This window comes from Streptomyces sp. GB4-14 (assembly GCF_022696125.1).
Taxonomy (GTDB): Bacteria; Actinomycetota; Actinomycetes; order Streptomycetales; family Streptomycetaceae; genus Streptomyces; species Streptomyces werraensis.
Genome location: NZ_RZHO01000002.1, coordinates 3,099,893 through 3,117,010, shown reverse-complemented (window position 1 = coordinate 3,117,010; position 17,118 = coordinate 3,099,893). Strand labels below are relative to the sequence as shown.

Here is a 17,118-nt window from a genome sequence, read left to right as displayed (position 1 = left end):
CGCGTGCCCCTGCGTTCCCTGTGATCGCGGGGGCACGCATACTCGGGGGGTGACCGAGTACCAGCCACCCGCCGCCGCGTCCGACGCCCCGCACGACGCGGCGCACGGCAACGCCGCGCACGGCGACCGGCAGGCCGTCGCGTACGACGCCGTCGTGCTCGCCGGCGGTGCGGCCCGGCGGCTGGGCGGCGCCGACAAGCCGGCCGTGCGGGTCGGCGGGCGGCCGCTGCTCGACCGGGTGCTCGCGGCCTGCGCCGACGCCGGCACCACGGTGGTCGTGGCCGGTCCCCGCCCCACCGCGCGCCCCGTGACCTGGGCCCGCGAGGACCCGCCGGGCGGTGGCCCCCTCGCGGCGCTCGACGCCGGACTGCGGCACGTCACCGCCGAGCACGTCGTGCTGCTCTCCGCCGATCTGCCCTTCCTCGACGGGCGCACGGTCGCCGCGCTGCTGGACACCCTGCGCCGGGGCGAGGCCGACGGCGTGCTGCTCACCGACTCCGACGGCCGGGACCAGCCGTTGGTGGCCGCCTACCGCACCCCGTCCCTGCGCCGGGGGCTGGCCGCGCTCTCCGCCGCGCACGGCGGTACGGCCGGACTCCCCCTGCGCCGGCTCACCGGTGCCCTCGACCTTCTCCGCATCTCCGACCCGGTGGCGTCCTTCGACTGCGACACCTGGGACGACATCGCCACTGCCAGGGCACGCATCAGGGAGCATGGACACGTGTTGGACGAATGGATCTCCGCAGTCAAGGACGAGCTGGGCATCGACCTGGACGTCGACACCGGCGTGCTGCTCGACCTCGCCCGTGACGCCGCCCATGGGGTGGCACGGCCGGCCGCCCCGCTGACCACCTTCCTGGTCGGCTTCGCGGCCGCGCGGGCGGGCGGCGACGCCGACGCCGTGGCCGAGGCGGCCCGCAAGGCCGTCGCGCTGGCCAACCGCTGGGCCGAGGAGGACACGCAGGACGCGACACCCGCGGGCCCCTCCTCCGGCGCGGAACCCGAAACCCGCACGGACGCCGGATGACCCCGCGCACGCCCCGGGCGGGTGAGGACGCGGACGACCTCGACGTCGAGGAGGCGCTCGCCCTCGTGAACGACGCCCATACCGCTGGCGACCGGCCCACCGGTGACCGCACGCGCGGCAACGACGGCACGCACGGCAACGGACGGTGCAACGGCCCGCACGGCGCCCCCGCCTCCGGCGCCCCCGCGCACCGCGACGGCACCGACTGGGCGGAGGCCCGCGCGACCGCCGAGCGCGCCCCTCGCCTGCGCGGCGGCCACCGTGGCGGACACCTCGAGCCCGTCCCGGTCCCGCTGTCCTCGGCGCTCGGCCTCACCCTGGCCGCCCCGCTGATCGCGCTGACCGACCTGCCGTCGTTCGACACCTCCGCGATGGACGGCTGGGCGGTCTCCGGCCCGGGGCCCTGGGACGTGCGGGAGGAGGGCGTCCTCGCCGGGCACACCGCGCACGCGCCGCTGACCGACGGGGAGGCCGTCAGGATCGCCACCGGCGCGCGGATCCCGCCGGACACCACCGCCGTGCTCCGCAGCGAGCACGGCCGTACCGACGACAAGGGCCGGCTGCACGCCACCGCCGCGACCCGGGCGCCGCACACCGTCTCGCACGGCCAGGACATCCGCCCCCGCGGCCAGGAGTGCCGCAACGGCGACCAGTTGCTGCCCGTGGGCACGCTGGTGACCCCACCGGTGCTGGGCATGGCCGCGGCTGCCGGGTACGACACGCTCACCGTCGTCCCCCGGCCCCGCGCCGCCGTGTTCGTGCTCGGTGACGAGCTGCTCGGGGAGGGACTGCCGCACGACGGGCTGATCCGGGACGCGCTGGGGCCGCTGCTGCCGCCGTGGCTGCGCGCGCTCGGCGCCGACGTGGTCGACGTACGACGCGTCGGGGACGACGAGGACGCCCTGCACCGGGCGCTGACGGCCTGTGATGCCGACATCGTGGTCACCACGGGCGGCACCGCCGCGGGCCCGGTCGACCATGTGCACCCCACGCTGCGGCGACTCGGGGCCGAGCTGCTGGTGGACGGGGTCGCGGTGCGCCCCGGGCACCCGATGCTGCTGGCGCGGATCGCGGAGAAGCAGTACCTCGTCGGCCTGCCGGGCAACCCGCTCGCCGCCGTGTCGGGCCTCGTCACGCTCGCCGAGCCGCTGGTGCGGACCCTGGCGGCCCGCCCGGCCCCGGAGGGGTACACACTGCCGCTCAGGGACGCGGTGCAGGGGCATCCGCACGACACGCGGCTGGTGCCCGTCGCCCTGCGCGGAGACCGGGCGCTGCCGTTGCTCTACAACGGGCCGGCGATGCTGCGCGGGATCGCCGCGGCGGACGCGCTGGCCGTCGTGCCGCCCGGGGGCGCGAAGCCCGGGTACGAGGCGGAACTGCTGGACCTGCCCTGGGCGTCCGGAGGAATCGGGGTGTGTTTCACGTGAAACTTCCGGGCCAGGACGTCATCGCCCGTCAGGCCGACGAACATCTGGTCACCTATCGGGTCAAGCTGCCGCGCAAACTGGTGGAACACCCGATCCGCCAGGTCGCCAAGCGGTTGTCGATGGCCTTGCTGGTGCTCGTGGTGACGGCGTTCATCGTCTACGCCGACCGGGACGGGTACACGGACAACTCGGATTCTTCCCTCGACCTGCTCGACGCGTTCTACTACGCGACCGTCACCCTCTCCACCACGGGCTACGGCGACATCACGCCGGTGACGGACGCGGCCCGGCTCACCAACATCTTCGTCATCACGCCGCTGCGGGTGATGTTCCTGATCATCCTGGTCGGCACCACCCTCGAGGCCCTCACCGAACGCACCCGGGAGGAATGGCGACTGAACCGCTGGAGGTCCACGTTGCGCGATCACACCGTAGTCGTCGGGTTCGGGACCAAGGGCAGGTCCGCGATCAGGACGGTCTGTGCGACGGGGCTCCGCAAGGAGCAGGTCGTGGTGGTCGATCCGAGCGCCAAGGCGATCGAGGCGGCCACGGCGGACGGGTACGCGGGCGTCATAGGGGACGCGACGCGCAGCGAGGTGCTGAAGCGGGCCGAGCTTCAGCGGGCCCGCCAGGTCATCATCGCAACCCAGCGCGACGACACCGCGGTTCTGGTGACGCTCACGGCGCGCCAGCTCAACCGGAACGCCAAGATCGTCGCCGCGGTCCGCGAGGAGGAGAACGCGCCGCTGCTCAAGCAGTCGGGCGCCGACGCGGTCATCACCAGCGCCAGCGCGGCCGGACGGCTGCTGGGCCTCTCCGTGCTGAGCCCGGCCGCGGGCATGGTCATGGAGGACCTGATCCAGCAGGGCAGCGGTCTCGACGTCGTGGAACGGCCGGTCATAAAGGCCGAGGTGGGCAAGACCCCACGGGAGCTGGACGACCTGGTGGTGAGCGTGGTGCGCGGGCACCGGGTGCTCGGCTACGACGACCGGAACGTCGGGACGCTGGAGCTGACGGACCGGCTGATCACGATCGTGCGGGCGACACCGGTCACGCAGGTCACCCCGGACTACCGTCCGCTGCGCGACTGAGAGTCGTCCCGACGCCGGGACACGGCAACGGCCCCGAGGATCCGCTCCCCGGGGCCGTTGCCGTGCCGTGAGCCTGTCTACTTCCGGTTGTACAGCCGCATCGTCACCGGCCCGAAGACGAGCACGAACAGGGCCGACCAGCCCAGCGTCCACATGATGTCCGCGGCCGGCCAGTCCCCGGCCATCAGCCCGCGGACCGCCGACGCCAGATGGGTCACCGGGCTGTTGTTGACGAAGGCCTGGAGCCAGCCGGGCATGGTGCGCGGGTCGACGAAGACGTTGGACAGGAAGGTGAGCGGGAAGATCACCATCATGCTGACGCTCATTACCGACTTCTCGGTGCGCAGCAGCAGCCCCAGCATCGTCCAGATCCACGAGAAGGCGAACGAGAACAGCAGCAGCAGGGCGATCCCGGCGACCACCCCGGGGAAGCCGCCGTCGGCGCGGTAGCCGAGCAGCAGGCCCATGGACAGCATGATCACGGACGCGATGGTGTAGCGCAGGGCGTCACCCAGGAGGTAGCCGACCATCGCCGAGGGCCGCCAGATCGGCAGCGAGCGGAAGCGGTCGAAGACGCCCTTCTCGATGTCGATGTTCACCGAGACGCCGGTGTACATGGTGATCATGACGACCGACATCACGAGGATGCCCGGCAGGACGAACTGGATGTAGTCCGTCGGCGACCCCGCCAGCGCCCCGCCGAAGAGGTACGTGAACATCAGCAGGTTCATGATGGGGAAGGCGGTGACGTCGAACAGCTGCTCGGGCACGTGCTTGATCTTCAGCATGGCGCGCCAGCCGAACGTCAGGGACGTGGACAGCGAGCTGGGCCGCTGGGGCCGCTCCTTGGCGACCAGCAGCGCCGCCAGGGACTCGGTGCTGACGGGCGCGAGTTCCTTGGTCTCCGTGCTCGTGGCCGTGCTCATGCCGCCACCTCGCCCTTCGTGTCGGTGCCGGAACCGTCCGCGGCGCCGGTGTCGTGGCCGGTCAGCGCGAGGAAGACCTCGTCGAGGCTCGGCTGGCCGAGGGAGAAGTTGTCGACGGTGACGCCGGCCCGGGACAGCTCGGTGAGCGCCAGCGCCGCCTGGTCGGCCGCGCTGTCGCTGGTCGCGGCGTTGAGCCGGGCGGTGAGCGCCACGGGATCCGGTTCCAGCTGCACCTCCGCGAGCAGCAGGTCCCGCAGCAGCCGCTCGGCGTCGGCGCGCCGCTCGGGGTCGCGCAGCCGCACATGGACGGAACCGGCGCCCACGGACGCCTTGAGCTCGCCCTTCGTGCCCTCGGCGATCACCCGGCCCTTGTCGATCACCGCGATCCGGGAGGCGAGCTGGTCGGCCTCGTCCAGGTACTGCGTGGTCAGCAGCACGGTGGTGCCCTGGGCGACGACCGCGCGCACGATGTCCCACACCTGGTTGCGGCTGCGCGGGTCGAGTCCGGTGGTGGGCTCGTCGAGGAACAGCAGGTCGGGAGTGTTGAGGATGGACGCGGCGATGTCGATGCGGCGCCGCATGCCGCCCGAGTACTGCTTGACCTGCTTGCCGGCCGCCTCGGTGAGACCGAACGCCTCCAGCAGCTGCGCGGCGCGCTCGCGGGCCGCGGCCTTGCGGTGGCCGAGCAGCCGGCCCAGCAGGATCAGGTTCTCCGTGCCGGTGAGGTCCTCGTCCACCGAGGCGTACTGGCCGGTGAGGCTCACCCGGGAGCGGACCGCGTCGGCGTCGCGCACGACGTCGTGACCGAAGACGCGGGCCTCACCGCCGTCCGGGCGCAGCAGGGTGGCGAGCATCTTCACGGTGGTGGTCTTGCCGGCGCCGTTCGGGCCGAGGACGCCGTAGACCGTGCCGGTGGGCACCGCGAGGTCCACGCCGTCGACGGCCCGTGTCTCGCCGAAGGTCTTGACCAGGCCCGCGGTCTCGATCGCCAGGCCGGACGTCTGCGTGCTCATGCTTCGGGTCCTTCCGCGTGCTTGGGCTACGCATGGTGAGACCTTTACCGTCGCGCAAACTCATCGGTGCCGCACGCGGATTTCGGCGTCCGCGCCGTGTGCGGGGCGGGCGGGGTCTCCGACCCCGCGCCCCGGGTCGCGCAGTTCCCCGCGCCCCTGAGGGGGCGGTTCCCAGGTTCCCCGGGCACGGCACTGCCCCCGTGCCGGGTGTGGGGTTTTCGGGGGCTCCGCCCCCGGGCCCCCGTTGCGCAGTTCCCCGCGCCCCTGAGGGCGCAGTCCCCACGGCCTCGGAGGTGCAGCCCCCGTCCCCGCACTGATGAGGGTGCAGCCCCTACGCCCCGCCCCTGAGGGTGCAGCCCCCACGCCCCTGAAGACGCGGTTGCCCGGCCCCCCGGGGATGCGAGGTGCCTCGGGTGTGGGTGTGGGGCGTCCCGGGCGGGGGCGTGGGGCCCGGAGTACCGTCCCCCTCATGCATGCGATCACGATTCCCGAACCCGGTGGGCCCGAGGCGTTGGTCTGGGGGGAGGTGCCCGATCCGGTCGTCGGTGAGGGCGAGGTCCTCGTCGACGTGGTGGCCACGGCCGTCAACCGGGCCGACATCCTGCAGCGTCAGGGCTTCTACGACCCGCCGCCCGGCACCTCGCCCTACCCCGGTCTGGAGTGCTCCGGCCGGGTCGCGCAGGTCGGGCCGGGGGTGAGCGGCTGGGCCGTCGGTGACGAGGTCTGCGCGCTGCTCTCCGGCGGCGGTTACGCCGAGAAGGTGGCCGTTCCCGCGGGGCAGCTGCTGCCCGTCCCCGAGGGGATCGGCGTCGACCGGGCCGCCGCCCTGCCCGAGGTGGTCTGCACGGTCTGGTCGAACGTCTTCATGGTCGCCCACCTGCGCCCCGGCGAGACGTTCCTGGTGCACGGCGGCTCCAGCGGCATCGGCACCATGGCCGTCCAGCTCGCCAAGGCGGTCGGTGCGAAGGTCGCCGTGACCGCGGGCACCGAGGAGAAGCTGGAACGCTGCGCCGAACTGGGCGCGGACATCCTGATCAACTACCGCGAGCAGGACTTCGTGGCCGAGCTGCGGGAGGCCACCGACGGCAAGGGCGCGGACGTCATCCTCGACAACATGGGCGCCAAGTACCTGGACCGCAACGTCCAGGCGCTCGCCGTGAACGGACGTCTGGTGATCATCGGCATGCAGGGCGGGGTCAAGGGCGAGCTGAACATCGGCGCCCTGCTCGCCAAGCGCGCCGCGATCACCGCCACCACACTGCGCGCCCGGCCGGTGGAGGAGAAGGCCGCGATCGTGGCGGCCGTACGGGAGCACGTGTGGCCGTTGGTGTCCGGCGGTCACGTCCGTCCGGTGATCGACCGGGAGATCCCCATGCCGGACGCCGCCGAGGCGCACCGGGTCGTGGAGGACAGCTCCCACATCGGCAAGGTCCTTCTGGTCACGCCCAGGTGAGTCCTGCACGGGGCAACGGTCAGCGTGTCCCGCGTTCCTGACGCATCCGCAGGCCCAGGAAGGCGAGGGCGAACCCGAGGCCCATGAGGACCAGGCCGCTGCCCAGCGGCAGGATCCGCAGCACCGGCCCCACGGCGGTGCCGGCGACCGCGTCGGGCTCCGGGGCCCGCGACGACGCGGCGGGCGCCGGGGCTGCCGCCGAGGACGCGGGCGGCGCCACGCCGTCGGAGCCGTCCGGGGACCCCTCAGCCGTGTCGTCCTCCGTCCGCGTGGACGCGTCGAGCCGGGCGTCCGGCCGCCGCACCCCGTCGCCGTCCGGGCGTCCGGCCGCCTCGCGGGGACCCGTGCCCTCCTCCTCGGCACGGCCCCGGCGGGGCGGCGCGCCGTCCCGGGACTCCTCCCGCGCGGTCTGCTGCCGCCCGGGCCGGCCCAGCCCCTCGCCCGGACCGTTCCCCGACCGGGTCGGGGAGGGGGAGGCCTGGCGGGAGGGGGATACCTGGCGGGAGGGTGAGGCCGGGGCCGACGGGGAGCGGGACGCCGCGCGGGCCCGGTCGCCCGCCCCGGGGTCCGCCGGCGTCCGCTCCGCCCCGTACGCCACGCCGGCCGCACCCGGCGGGCCCGGGAACGGGCCGTACGGCAGCAGCACGGCCCCCGCCCCCAGAACGAGTGTCGCCCCCAGTGTGCGCAGCCATGGAGTCACGGCCGGGACCTCCCGCGCCGGCCGGTGCTCGGCCGCACCGTCGGCAAGTTGGGACGGATGGACGCCCAACAGCCTGGCACCGGGGGACGGGACCGGCATGTCGGACAGGGCCGTACGGAGGACCTGCCGCCGCGGTCGCTTCCGGGGGCGCGCCGCGCCGGGCGGGGGGTGTGCGCGACAATGGCCCAATGGAGATGCCGAGGAACGAACGGTCGCCGGAGAATCCGCAGATCCTGGTCGTCGGCCAGGACGGTATGGCGCTCAGCGGCGGCAAGGGCGACGAGGACTCCCGTGAGACCCCGGTGACGGAGCAGGTGGAGCAGCCGGCGAAGGTCATGCGGATCGGCAGCATGATCAAGCAGCTGCTGGAGGAGGTGCGGGCGGCACCTCTCGACGAGGCCAGCCGCAACCGTCTCAAGGAGATCCACGCCAGTTCGGTGAAGGAGCTCGAGGACGGTCTGGCGCCGGAGCTGGTCGAGGAGCTGGAGCGGCTCTCCCTGCCCTTCACGGACGAGGCGACCCCCAGCGACGCGGAGCTGCGCATCGCGCAGGCCCAGCTGGTGGGCTGGCTCGAGGGGCTCTTCCACGGGATCCAGACGACGCTCTTCGCCCAGCAGATGGCGGCGCGGGCCCAGCTGGAGCAGATGCGCCGCGCCCTGCCGCCGGGTGTCAGCGAAGGGCCCGAGGACTCCCACCACACGGGCGGTCGCTCGGGCGGTCCCTACCTGTAGGTCGCCTCATGACGGACGGAAGGGGCCCGGCGCGGATGCCGGGCCCCTTCCGTCCGTTCCGGTCGTCTCAGGAGGTGGGCGGGTTGCCCGTCGAGACCTTGAGCGTGATCTCCGGCATGTCCTCCGGGTCGACGTCGGTGCCGGCCGGCGGGAACTGCTCGCGGACGGAGCCCTCGCCGTAGGTGTTCTCGTCGACCTTGACGATCTTGAGGTTGCCGCCCCAGCCGGCGGCCTGGAAGCACGCCTTCACCGAGGAGATGTGCTTGAACTTGAAGTCGGGGAGCTGGATCAGCTCGGGGTCGTTGTACGACTCCTGCGGCTCCTCGCACTTCTCCGGGTCGATCGTCTTGGACGTGTCGGGGCCGCGGTAGCCCTCGGGCTTCGCCGTGGCGGAGGCACTGCCGCCGCCCGCCTTCGGGTCCTTGTCGCCCCCGTTGTTCAGGGCGAGCGCGGTGACCAGACCGCCGACGGCCAGCACCGCGACCAGCACGGAGGCGACGATCACCGGAGTGTTCCGGCCGCGCCCCTGACCGCCGCCGGAGCCCTGCGGCGAGATCGTGTACGGCGCGGGCGTCGAGGGGCCCTGCGGGGCGTACGGGCCGGGCGTCGGGTAGCCGCCCTGCTGTGGGTAGCCGTAGGACGGGGTGGGCGTGGCCGGGGCCGGGGTGCCGTACGGGTTCGGGGCCGGCGTCGGCTGGTACGGGGTCTGGACGCTGCCGGCGGGGGTCTGGCCGGACCGGTCGACCGGCGGGAACACCGCGGAGCCGACGCCGGCGCCGCTGGGCGCCTGGCTGCCGGGCACGATGCTCGGCGGGGCCGCCTGGAAGGACTGCGCCACCCGCAGGCACTCCCCGCGCATGGCCTCCGCGCTGGGGAAACGCTCGTTGGGGTTCTTCTTCAGGGCGCGCGTGATCAGCGCGTCCACGGCCGGCGGCAGCGAGCGGTTGATCGAGGAGGCGACCGGCGGCTCCTCCTGCACGTGCGCGTAGGCGATGGCGAGCGGCGAGTCCGCGTCGAACGGCAGCCTGCCGGTGACCAGCTGGAACAGCATGATGCCGACCGAGTACAGGTCGGAGCGGGCGTCGACGCCCCGGCCGAGCGCCTGCTCCGGGGAGAGGTACTGCGGGGTGCCGACGACCATGCCGGTCTGCGTCATCGACGTCACGCCGGACTGCATGGCGCGGGCGATGCCGAAGTCCATCACCTTGACCACGCCGCGCTTGGTCATCATCACGTTGCCCGGCTTGATGTCGCGGTGGACCAGTCCCATCTCGTGGCTGATCTCCAGTGCCGCCAGCACGTCCGCGGTGATCTTCAGCGCCTTGTCGGCGGGCATCGCGCCGTGCTGCCGTACGTCCTCGTCGAGCACGGAGCCGAGCGGGCGGCCCTCCACGTACTCCATGACGATGTACGGGGTCGTCATGCCGTCGACGTCGTCCTCGCCCGTGTCGAACACCGAGACGATGTTGGTGTGCGTGAGCTTCGCCACGGACTGGGCCTCGCGGCGGAAGCGTTCACGGAAGGCCTGCTCCCGGCCGAGTTCCGTGTGCAACGTCTTGATGGCGACCTGGCGGTCCAGCACCGTGTCGTAGGCGAGATGCACCGAGGCCATGCCACCCTGGCCGAGCAGGTCCCGCAGTTGGTAGCGTCCGCCCGCGAGCGCCCGCCCCGTGTGCCGGCCCTGTGCGCCGTCCTGGCTCATGTTCCGCGTCCCCCGTAGCCTCTCCGGCGTCCGGCGCCGCCGTCGGTGACTTGTCTCTCGTGACGTGTCGTGTCGTAGATCGAAAGTGCTATTCCCGGCCAAGTCTGCCCCAGGGCACCGACACGTCAAGCGCGGTGCCCGTTCCGTGACCGTACGCGAAAGAAGCGTCGCGGAAGCGTTACAGCGGTCGTACGGCCGGTACACGGAATTTGCACGACAGTACGGCCAGCGGGTTTGATGGCCGGTCCGTCACGTGCCGGATCCGGCAGCCCGTCCCGGACCGGAGGCCCCGGCAGAGGCTGTAGCGTGGCCGACGGAGACCGTAACAACACCGCGCGCACCGCGGGCAGAAACGACGGCGAGGACTGATGGCACAGCAGCAGCGCGCTCAGGGCCCGTCCGACCCCGAGGCGACTGGCGGCGGCATGTCGGACGCGCCGGACAACTGGGGCAACGGCGGGCTGGTCGGCGACGGCCGGTACCGGCTCACGCACCGGCTCGGCCGGGGCGGCATGGCCGAGGTGTTCGCCGCGGAGGACGTACGCCTCGGGCGTACCGTCGCCGTGAAGCTGCTGCGCTCCGACCTGGCCGAGGACCCGGTGTCCAAGGCGCGCTTCACGCGCGAGGCCCAGTCCGTGGCCGGCCTCAACCATCACGCGATCGTCGCCGTGTACGACTCCGGCGAGGACACGATCGGCGGCCAGTCCGTGCCGTACATCGTGATGGAGCTGGTCGAGGGCCGCACCATCCGCGACCTGCTGATGAACGCGGAGGCGCCGGGTCCGGAGCAGGCGCTGATCATCGTCTCGGGCGTCCTGGAGGCCCTGGCCTACTCGCACCAGCACAACATCGTGCACCGCGACATCAAGCCGGCCAACGTCATCATCACCAACAACGGCGCCGTGAAGGTGATGGACTTCGGCATCGCCCGCGCCATGCACGGCGCGTCCACGACGATGACGCAGACCGGCATGGTCATGGGCACCCCGCAGTACCTCTCCCCGGAGCAGGCGCTCGGCAAGGCCGTCGACCACCGTTCCGACCTGTACGCGACCGGCTGCCTGATGTACGAACTGCTGGCGCTGCGCCCGCCGTTCACCGGCGAGACGCCGCTGTCGGTCGTCTACCAGCACGTCCAGGACATCCCCACGCCTCCCTCCGAGGCCTCGGACGCGTGCCCGCCCGAGCTGGACGGGCTCGTGATGCGCTCCCTCGCCAAGGACCCGGACGACCGGTTCCAGACGGCCGAGGAGATGCGCGGCCTCGTCCAGTACGCGCTGCAGATGCTCTACGAGCAGGGCGGCCACACCGGCACCTGGAACACCGGCCCGGTCGACATGCACGAGGGCCCGCGCACGCCCGCGGCCGGGTACGCCGGCACCGCGGCCATGGCGCACCCGGAGCACTCCGGCACCACGGCCATCCCGCAGCCGATCCTGCCGGGCGGCTACGGCGGCGGGGACGACGGCGGCTTCGAGGGCCACGGCAACAAGGGCAGCGGACGCGGCAAGCTGTGGATCCTCGCGGTGCTCGCGGTGATCGCGGTCGCGGCAGGCGTCGCCCTCGCGCTCAACAACGGCGGGGGCGGGGGCGAGGGCGGCAAGACCGACACCTCGCCGTCCGTCTCGCAGAGCACGAAGGACGAGCCGGCGAGCGAGTCGCCGACCGACCAGGAGACCGAGGAGACCACCGGTCCCGACACCGACCCGGGCTCCGGCTCCGGCGGCAACGGCGGCTGGACCCCCAGCTACGAGCCGTCGTGGACCCCGACCCAGCCCGACACGGAGGAGCCGACTCAGGAGCCGACGGCGACGCAGCCCACCGAGACGGGCGGCACCGACGACGGCGGCACGGAGAACGGCGGCACCGAGGACGGCGGCACGGAGAACGGCGGCACCGAGACCGGGGGCACCGAGACCGGCGGCACCGGTCCCGGCGGTGCGGGCGCCGGCGGCGCCGACGCGGGCGGGGCCAACGCCGGAGTGCCCGGCGGCTCGGGCGGCTGACCGGCGTCACCGTCCCCCGACCGAACCGTTCGCCCTCGCCGAGGGCACCCCGTGACGTCCCCGGCGGCACCCCGTGCCGCCGGGGACGTCTGCTCTTCCCGTGCCCGGCTCGGCCGGGATAACGTGCCGTTGCTCCGGCCTCCTGCAAGGCTGTGACCAGCGCGCCTTCCGGGCCTACCCTGATTTACTTGGATATCCAAGCAAAATCGCAGGTCAGAGGGGGTTTCACAGAAATGTGGAGCACTGGGTAACGTGCTGTGTGCAGGGCGCTCGCCGGGGCACCTGTCACGCCTGTTCCCGGTCGAGTGGCACCCACCCCGTGCCCGGTGGTCGGAACAGGTGAGCCGCACTGGCCTACCGGCAACCCCGGGGGCCGGACCGACGGAGGAGCACACGTGACCGTGGAGAGCACTGCCGCGCGCACACCGCGACGCAGCGCCGGAAACAAGGCCGGCACCACCGGCACCAAGCGCACCACCAGCACCACCAAGAAGGCCGCCGGCGCCGGGAAGAGCGCCGAGCCCGCCCTCGTCCAGCTGCTGACGCCCGAGGGCAAGCGCGTCAAGAACGCCGAGTTCGACAAGTACGTCGCCGACGTCACGGCCGAGGATCTGCGCGGGCTGTACCGCGACATGGTGCTCACCCGTCGCTTCGACGCCGAGGCCACCGCGCTCCAGCGCCAGGGCGAGCTGGGCCTGTGGGCCTCGCTGCTCGGGCAGGAGGCGGCGCAGATCGGCTCCGGCCGGGCGCTGCGCGACGACGACTACGTCTTCCCCACCTACCGTGAGCACGGCGTCGCCTGGTGCCGCGGGGTGGATCCGACGAACCTGCTCGGCATGTTCCGCGGCGTCAACAACGGCGGCTGGGACCCGAACGGCAACAACTTCCACCTGTACACGATCGTCATCGGCTCCCAGACGCTGCACGCGACGGGCTACGCGATGGGCATCACCAAGGACGGCGCCGACAGCGCGGTCATCGCGTACTTCGGCGACGGCGCCTCCAGTCAGGGCGACGTGGCCGAGGCCTTCACCTTCTCCGCGGTGTACAACGCGCCCGTGGTGTTCTTCTGCCAGAACAACCAGTGGGCGATCTCCGAGCCGACCGAGAAGCAGTCCCGTGTGCCGCTGTACCAGCGTGCGCAGGGCTACGGCTTCCCGGGCGTGCGCGTGGACGGCAACGACGTGCTGGCGAACCTGGCCGTCACCAAGTGGGCCCTGGAGCGGGCCCGCGCCGGCGAGGGACCGACGCTCGTCGAGGCGTTCACGTACCGCATGGGCGCGCACACCACCTCCGACGACCCGACCCGCTACCGCACGGACGACGAGCGGCTCGCCTGGGAGGCGAAGGACCCGATCCTGCGCCTGCGACGCCACCTCGAGGCCGCACACCACGCGGACGAGGGATTCTTCGCGGAACTGGAGACCGAGTCCGAGGCGTTGGGCAAGCGGGTGCGCGAAGCGGTCCGTGCCATGCCGGACCCGGACCACTTCGCCATCTTCGAGAACGTGTACGCGGACGGTCATGCGCTGGTGGACGAGGAGCGGGCGCAGTTCGCCGCCTACCAGGACTCGTTCGCGGACGAAGACGGGGGTAAGTGACATGGCTGAGAAGATGGCTCTGGCCAAGGCGATCAACGAGTCGCTGCGGCGCGCCCTGGACGCGGACCCGAAGGTCGTCGTCATGGGCGAGGACGTGGGCAAGCTGGGCGGCGTGTTCCGGGTGACGGACGGCCTGCAGAAGGACTTCGGCGAGAGCCGCGTCATCGACACCCCGCTCGCCGAGTCGGGCATCGTCGGCACGGCGATCGGTCTGGCCCTGCGGGGCTACCGCCCGGTGGTGGAGATCCAGTTCGACGGCTTCGTCTTCCCCGCGTACGACCAGATCGTCACGCAGCTCGCGAAGATGCACGCCCGCGCGCTGGGCAAGGTCAAGATGCCCGTCGTGGTGCGCATCCCCTACGGCGGCGGCATCGGCGCGGTGGAGCACCACTCCGAGTCGCCCGAGGCGCTGTTCGCCCACGTCGCCGGTCTGAAGATCGTGTCGCCGTCGAACGCGTCCGACGCGTACTGGATGATGCAGCAGGCCGTCCAGAGCGACGACCCGGTGATCTTCTTCGAGCCGAAGCGCCGCTACTGGGACAAGGGCGAGGTCGACACCGAGGCGATCCCCGGCCCGCTGCACAAGGCGCGCGTGGTGCGCGAGGGGACGGACCTGACCCTCGCCGCGTACGGCCCGATGGTGAAGCTCTGTCAGGAGGTCGCGGACGCGGCCGCCGAGGAGGGCCGCAGCCTGGAGGTCCTCGACCTGCGCTCGGTCTCCCCGATCGACTTCGACGCGGTGCAGGCGTCGGTGGAGAAGACCCGCCGTCTGGTCGTCGTCCACGAGGCGCCGGTGTTCTTCGGCTCCGGCGCGGAGATCGCCGCCCGGATCACGGAGCGCTGCTTCTACCACCTGGAGGCCCCGGTGCTCCGGGTGGGCGGCTACCACGCCCCGTACCCGCCGGCCCGTCTGGAGGAGTCCTACCTCCCGGACCTGGACCGGGTGCTCGATGCCGTCGACCGCTCGCTGGCGTACTGAGGAGAGGGTCGTGACGACGATGACGAACGCGTCCGTACGCGAGTTCAAGATGCCGGACGTGGGCGAGGGCCTCACCGAGGCCGAGATCCTCAAGTGGTACGTCCAGCCCGGTGACACCGTCACCGACGGCCAGGTGGTCTGCGAGGTGGAGACGGCGAAGGCCGCCGTCGAGCTGCCCATCCCCTACGACGGCGTGGTCCGTGCCCTGCACTTCCCCGAGGGCACCACGGTCGACGTGGGCACCTCCATCATCGCGGTGGAGGTGGCGGGCGGAGCGGCCCCGGCGCAGGAGGAGGCCCCCGCGGCCGCCGTCCCCGCCGCGGAGCCGGAGAAGCCCGCCGAGCAGCCCGCGGCCCGTCAGCCGGTGCTGGTCGGCTACGGCGTCGCCACGTCCTCCACCCGCCGTCGCCCGCGCAAGCAGGCGCAGGACCCGGTGGCCCGGCAGGCCGCCTCCGCGGTCCAGGCCGAGCTGAACGGCCACGGGGCGGCTCCGGCTGCCCCCGCCGCCCCGGTGGCTCCGGCTGCTCCCGCGGCTCCCGCTCAGCGTCCGCTGGCGAAGCCGCCGGTGCGCAAGCTGGCCAAGGACCTGGGCGTCGACCTGGCCACGGTCACCCCGAGCGGCCCGGACGGCGTCATCACCCGCGAGGACGTCCACGCGGCCGTCGCCGCGGCCCAGGCCCCGCAGCAGACGGCTCCCGCGGCCCAGCCGGCGGTGCCGGCCGCCTCCGCCCCGGACCGGCCCGCGGCCCCGGCGTCGTACGACACCGCCCGTGAGACGCGCATCCCCGTCAAGGGCGTGCGCAAGGCGACGGCGGCGGCGATGGTCGGCTCGGCGTTCACCGCGCCGCACGTCACGGAGTTCGTGACGGTCGACGTGACCCGGACGATGAAGCTGGTCGAGGAGCTGAAGCAGGACAAGGAGTTCGCGGGCCTGCGCGTGAACCCCCTGCTGCTGATCGCCAAGGCGCTCCTGGTCGCGATCCGGCGGAACCCCGACATCAACGCCTCGTGGGACGAGGCGGCGCAGGAGATCGTGGTCAAGCACTACGTGAACCTGGGCATCGCGGCGGCCACCCCGCGCGGTCTGATCGTGCCGAACATCAAGGACGCCCACGCCAAGACGCTGCCCGAACTGGCCGCGTCCCTGGGTGAACTGGTGTCCACGGCCCGTGAGGGCAGGACCTCCCCGTCCGCGATGCAGGGCGGCACGGTCACGATCACCAACGTCGGCGTCTTCGGCGTCGACACGGGCACGCCGATCCTCAACCCGGGCGAGTCGGCGATCCTCGCGGTCGGTGCGATCAAGCCCCAGCCGTGGGTGCACAAGGGCAAGGTCAAGCCGCGCCAGGTCACCACCCTGGCCCTGTCGTTCGACCACCGCCTGGTCGACGGCGAGCTCGGCTCCAAGGTCCTCGCCGACGTGGCGTCGATCCTGGAGCAGCCGAAGCGGCTGATCACCTGGGCCTGACGGCCGGTGAGCCACGACAGGAGGGGCGCCGCACACCAGGTGTGCGGCGCCCCTCCGCGCGTCCGGGGGACCCGGGCAGGTCAGATCTTGCTGAACGCGTAGTTCATGAGGGCCTTCGCGTCCTTCTCGCGCTGGGCGGCGGAGGAGGAGGCGAGGACGGTGCCGACGACCGTCTTGCCGTTCCGGGTCGCGGCGAAGACCAGGCAGTACTTGGCCGTGGGGCCCGAGCCGGTCTTCACGCCGATGGTGCCGCTGTAGCTGCTCAGCAGGGTGTTGGTGTTGACCCACGGCGCCATCGTGCGGGTGCCGCCCGTCTTGGTCTTCGTCTTGGCCGTGTACTTCTTCGTCTTGACGATGGAGCGGAAGGTCGCGTTCTTCATCGCGCTGCTGGCGATCTTCGTCAGGTCGCGCGGCGTGGAGTAGTTGCTGCCGTTGCCGATGCCGTCGAACGAGTCGAAGTGGGTGTTCTTCAGGCCCAGCTTCTTCGCGTCCGCGTTCATCTTGGAGATGAACGACTTCACACGCGCCGAGCGCGTGCTGCCGGTGCCGAACTTGTCGGCCAGCGCGTAGGCGGCGTCGCAGCCGGACGGCAGCATCAGCCCGTACAGCAGCTGGCGGACGGTGACCTTGTCGCCGACGATCAGCCGCGCGGACGAGGCGTTCTTCGACACGATGTAGTCGCTGTACGCCTTCTGGATCGTGACCGTGGCGTTCAGGTTCAGGTTCTTCTGGGCGAGCACGACCTTCGCGGTCATGATCTTGGTGGTGGAGCCGGTGGCGCGGCGGGTGTCCCCGAGCTTCGTGTACAGCGTCTTGCCGTTCGCGTTGTTGAGCACGAAGCCGCCCTTGGCGACGACGGACGGAACGGGTGCGGCGGCCTGCGCCGGCGCCGCGTAGAGCGCTCCGGAGGCGAGCACGGCGCCCGTGGTGACGACGACGCCGGCGGCTCTGCGGAAGCGAATGCCCTGGATGGCGATATTCAAGTCAGGTACCC

At 72.4% G+C, this 17,118-nt stretch carries 14 protein-coding genes; 9 read left to right on the top strand and 5 right to left on the bottom strand.

Going from position 1 to position 17,118, the window contains the following annotated elements; translation table 11 throughout:
- Nucleotides 1-49 precede the first annotated feature (49 nt).
- Genes ELQ39_RS15405 through ELQ39_RS15395 form a run of 3 tightly spaced genes read left to right on the top strand, consistent with a single transcriptional unit; the run spans nt 50 to nt 3,545 of the window.
- On the top strand, nt 50-1,027 hold the full coding sequence (locus tag ELQ39_RS15405; RefSeq protein ID WP_400774312.1) for an NTP transferase domain-containing protein: 978 nt from the start codon (nt 50-52) through the stop codon (nt 1,025-1,027).
- Nucleotides 1,024-2,454: a molybdopterin molybdotransferase MoeA gene (locus ELQ39_RS15400; protein ID WP_242592250.1), complete on the top strand. Its 1,431-nt coding sequence runs from the start codon at nt 1,024-1,026 to the stop codon at nt 2,452-2,454. Before ELQ39_RS15405 ends, ELQ39_RS15400 begins: the two co-directional genes overlap by 4 nt.
- Nucleotides 2,451-3,545: a potassium channel family protein gene (locus ELQ39_RS15395; RefSeq protein ID WP_242592248.1), complete on the top strand. Its 1,095-nt coding sequence runs from the start codon at nt 2,451-2,453 to the stop codon at nt 3,543-3,545. The genes ELQ39_RS15400 and ELQ39_RS15395 overlap by 4 nt, the downstream gene beginning before the upstream one ends.
- Before the next feature lie 77 nt (nt 3,546-3,622).
- Here ELQ39_RS15395 and ELQ39_RS15390 read toward each other — a convergent pair whose 3' ends face one another.
- Together ELQ39_RS15390 and ELQ39_RS15385 are read right to left on the bottom strand one after the other, a co-directional pair.
- On the bottom strand, nt 3,623-4,471 hold the full coding sequence (locus ELQ39_RS15390; RefSeq protein ID WP_190004352.1) for an ABC transporter permease: 849 nt from the start codon (nt 4,469-4,471) through the stop codon (nt 3,623-3,625).
- Nucleotides 4,468-5,484, bottom strand: a complete 1,017-nt coding sequence (locus ELQ39_RS15385; protein WP_242592246.1) for an ATP-binding cassette domain-containing protein — start codon at nt 5,482-5,484, stop codon at nt 4,468-4,470. The genes ELQ39_RS15390 and ELQ39_RS15385 overlap by 4 nt, the downstream gene beginning before the upstream one ends.
- A gap of 469 nt (nt 5,485-5,953) precedes the next feature.
- On the opposite strand from ELQ39_RS15385, the gene ELQ39_RS15380 reads away from it, so the two are divergent.
- Nucleotides 5,954-6,937: an NAD(P)H-quinone oxidoreductase gene (locus ELQ39_RS15380; RefSeq protein WP_190004350.1), complete on the top strand. Its 984-nt coding sequence runs from the start codon at nt 5,954-5,956 to the stop codon at nt 6,935-6,937.
- Between the two features lie 19 nt (nt 6,938-6,956).
- On the opposite strand, the gene ELQ39_RS15375 is transcribed toward ELQ39_RS15380, so the two are convergent.
- A complete protein-coding gene (locus tag ELQ39_RS15375; protein WP_242592244.1) occupies nt 6,957-7,637 on the bottom strand; it encodes a hypothetical protein in 681 nt (226 codons plus the stop codon).
- A gap of 188 nt (nt 7,638-7,825) precedes the next feature.
- On the opposite strand from ELQ39_RS15375, the gene ELQ39_RS15370 reads away from it, so the two are divergent.
- Nucleotides 7,826-8,368, top strand: a complete 543-nt coding sequence (locus ELQ39_RS15370) for a proteasome activator (protein WP_190004349.1) — start codon at nt 7,826-7,828, stop codon at nt 8,366-8,368.
- 67 nt (nt 8,369-8,435) lie between these two features.
- Here ELQ39_RS15370 and ELQ39_RS15365 read toward each other — a convergent pair whose 3' ends face one another.
- Nucleotides 8,436-10,070 (bottom strand): protein kinase domain-containing protein, encoded by a 1,635-nt coding sequence (locus ELQ39_RS15365; protein WP_242592242.1) that lies wholly within the window; start codon nt 10,068-10,070, stop codon nt 8,436-8,438.
- Between the two features lie 368 nt (nt 10,071-10,438).
- Between ELQ39_RS15365 and ELQ39_RS15360 the strand changes: the two genes are divergently transcribed.
- The 4 genes from ELQ39_RS15360 (at nt 10,439) to ELQ39_RS15345 (ending at nt 16,124) form a co-directional block, all read left to right on the top strand.
- Entirely contained in the window at nt 10,439-12,076 is a 1,638-nt protein-coding gene (locus ELQ39_RS15360) for a protein kinase domain-containing protein (protein WP_225627142.1), read from the top strand.
- A gap of 395 nt (nt 12,077-12,471) precedes the next feature.
- Nucleotides 12,472-13,677, top strand: coding sequence for a pyruvate dehydrogenase (acetyl-transferring) E1 component subunit alpha (gene pdhA / locus ELQ39_RS15355; RefSeq protein ID WP_225627143.1), 1,206 nt, complete (start codon nt 12,472-12,474; stop codon nt 13,675-13,677).
- Between the two features lies 1 nt (nt 13,678).
- Nucleotides 13,679-14,656 (top strand): alpha-ketoacid dehydrogenase subunit beta, encoded by a 978-nt coding sequence (locus ELQ39_RS15350; protein ID WP_048457151.1) that lies wholly within the window; start codon nt 13,679-13,681, stop codon nt 14,654-14,656.
- Nucleotides 14,657-14,675: 19 nt separating this feature from the next.
- Nucleotides 14,676-16,124 carry a dihydrolipoamide acetyltransferase family protein gene (locus tag ELQ39_RS15345; RefSeq protein WP_242595615.1) on the top strand — a complete coding sequence of 483 codons (1,449 nt, stop codon included), beginning with the start codon at nt 14,676-14,678 and terminating at the stop codon, nt 16,122-16,124.
- 80 nt (nt 16,125-16,204) lie between these two features.
- Here the strand turns inward: ELQ39_RS15345 and ELQ39_RS15340 are convergent, their stop codons facing one another.
- On the bottom strand, nt 16,205-17,107 hold the full coding sequence (locus tag ELQ39_RS15340; protein ID WP_190004345.1) for a D-alanyl-D-alanine carboxypeptidase family protein: 903 nt from the start codon (nt 17,105-17,107) through the stop codon (nt 16,205-16,207).
- Between the last annotated feature and the right edge of the window lie 11 nt (nt 17,108-17,118).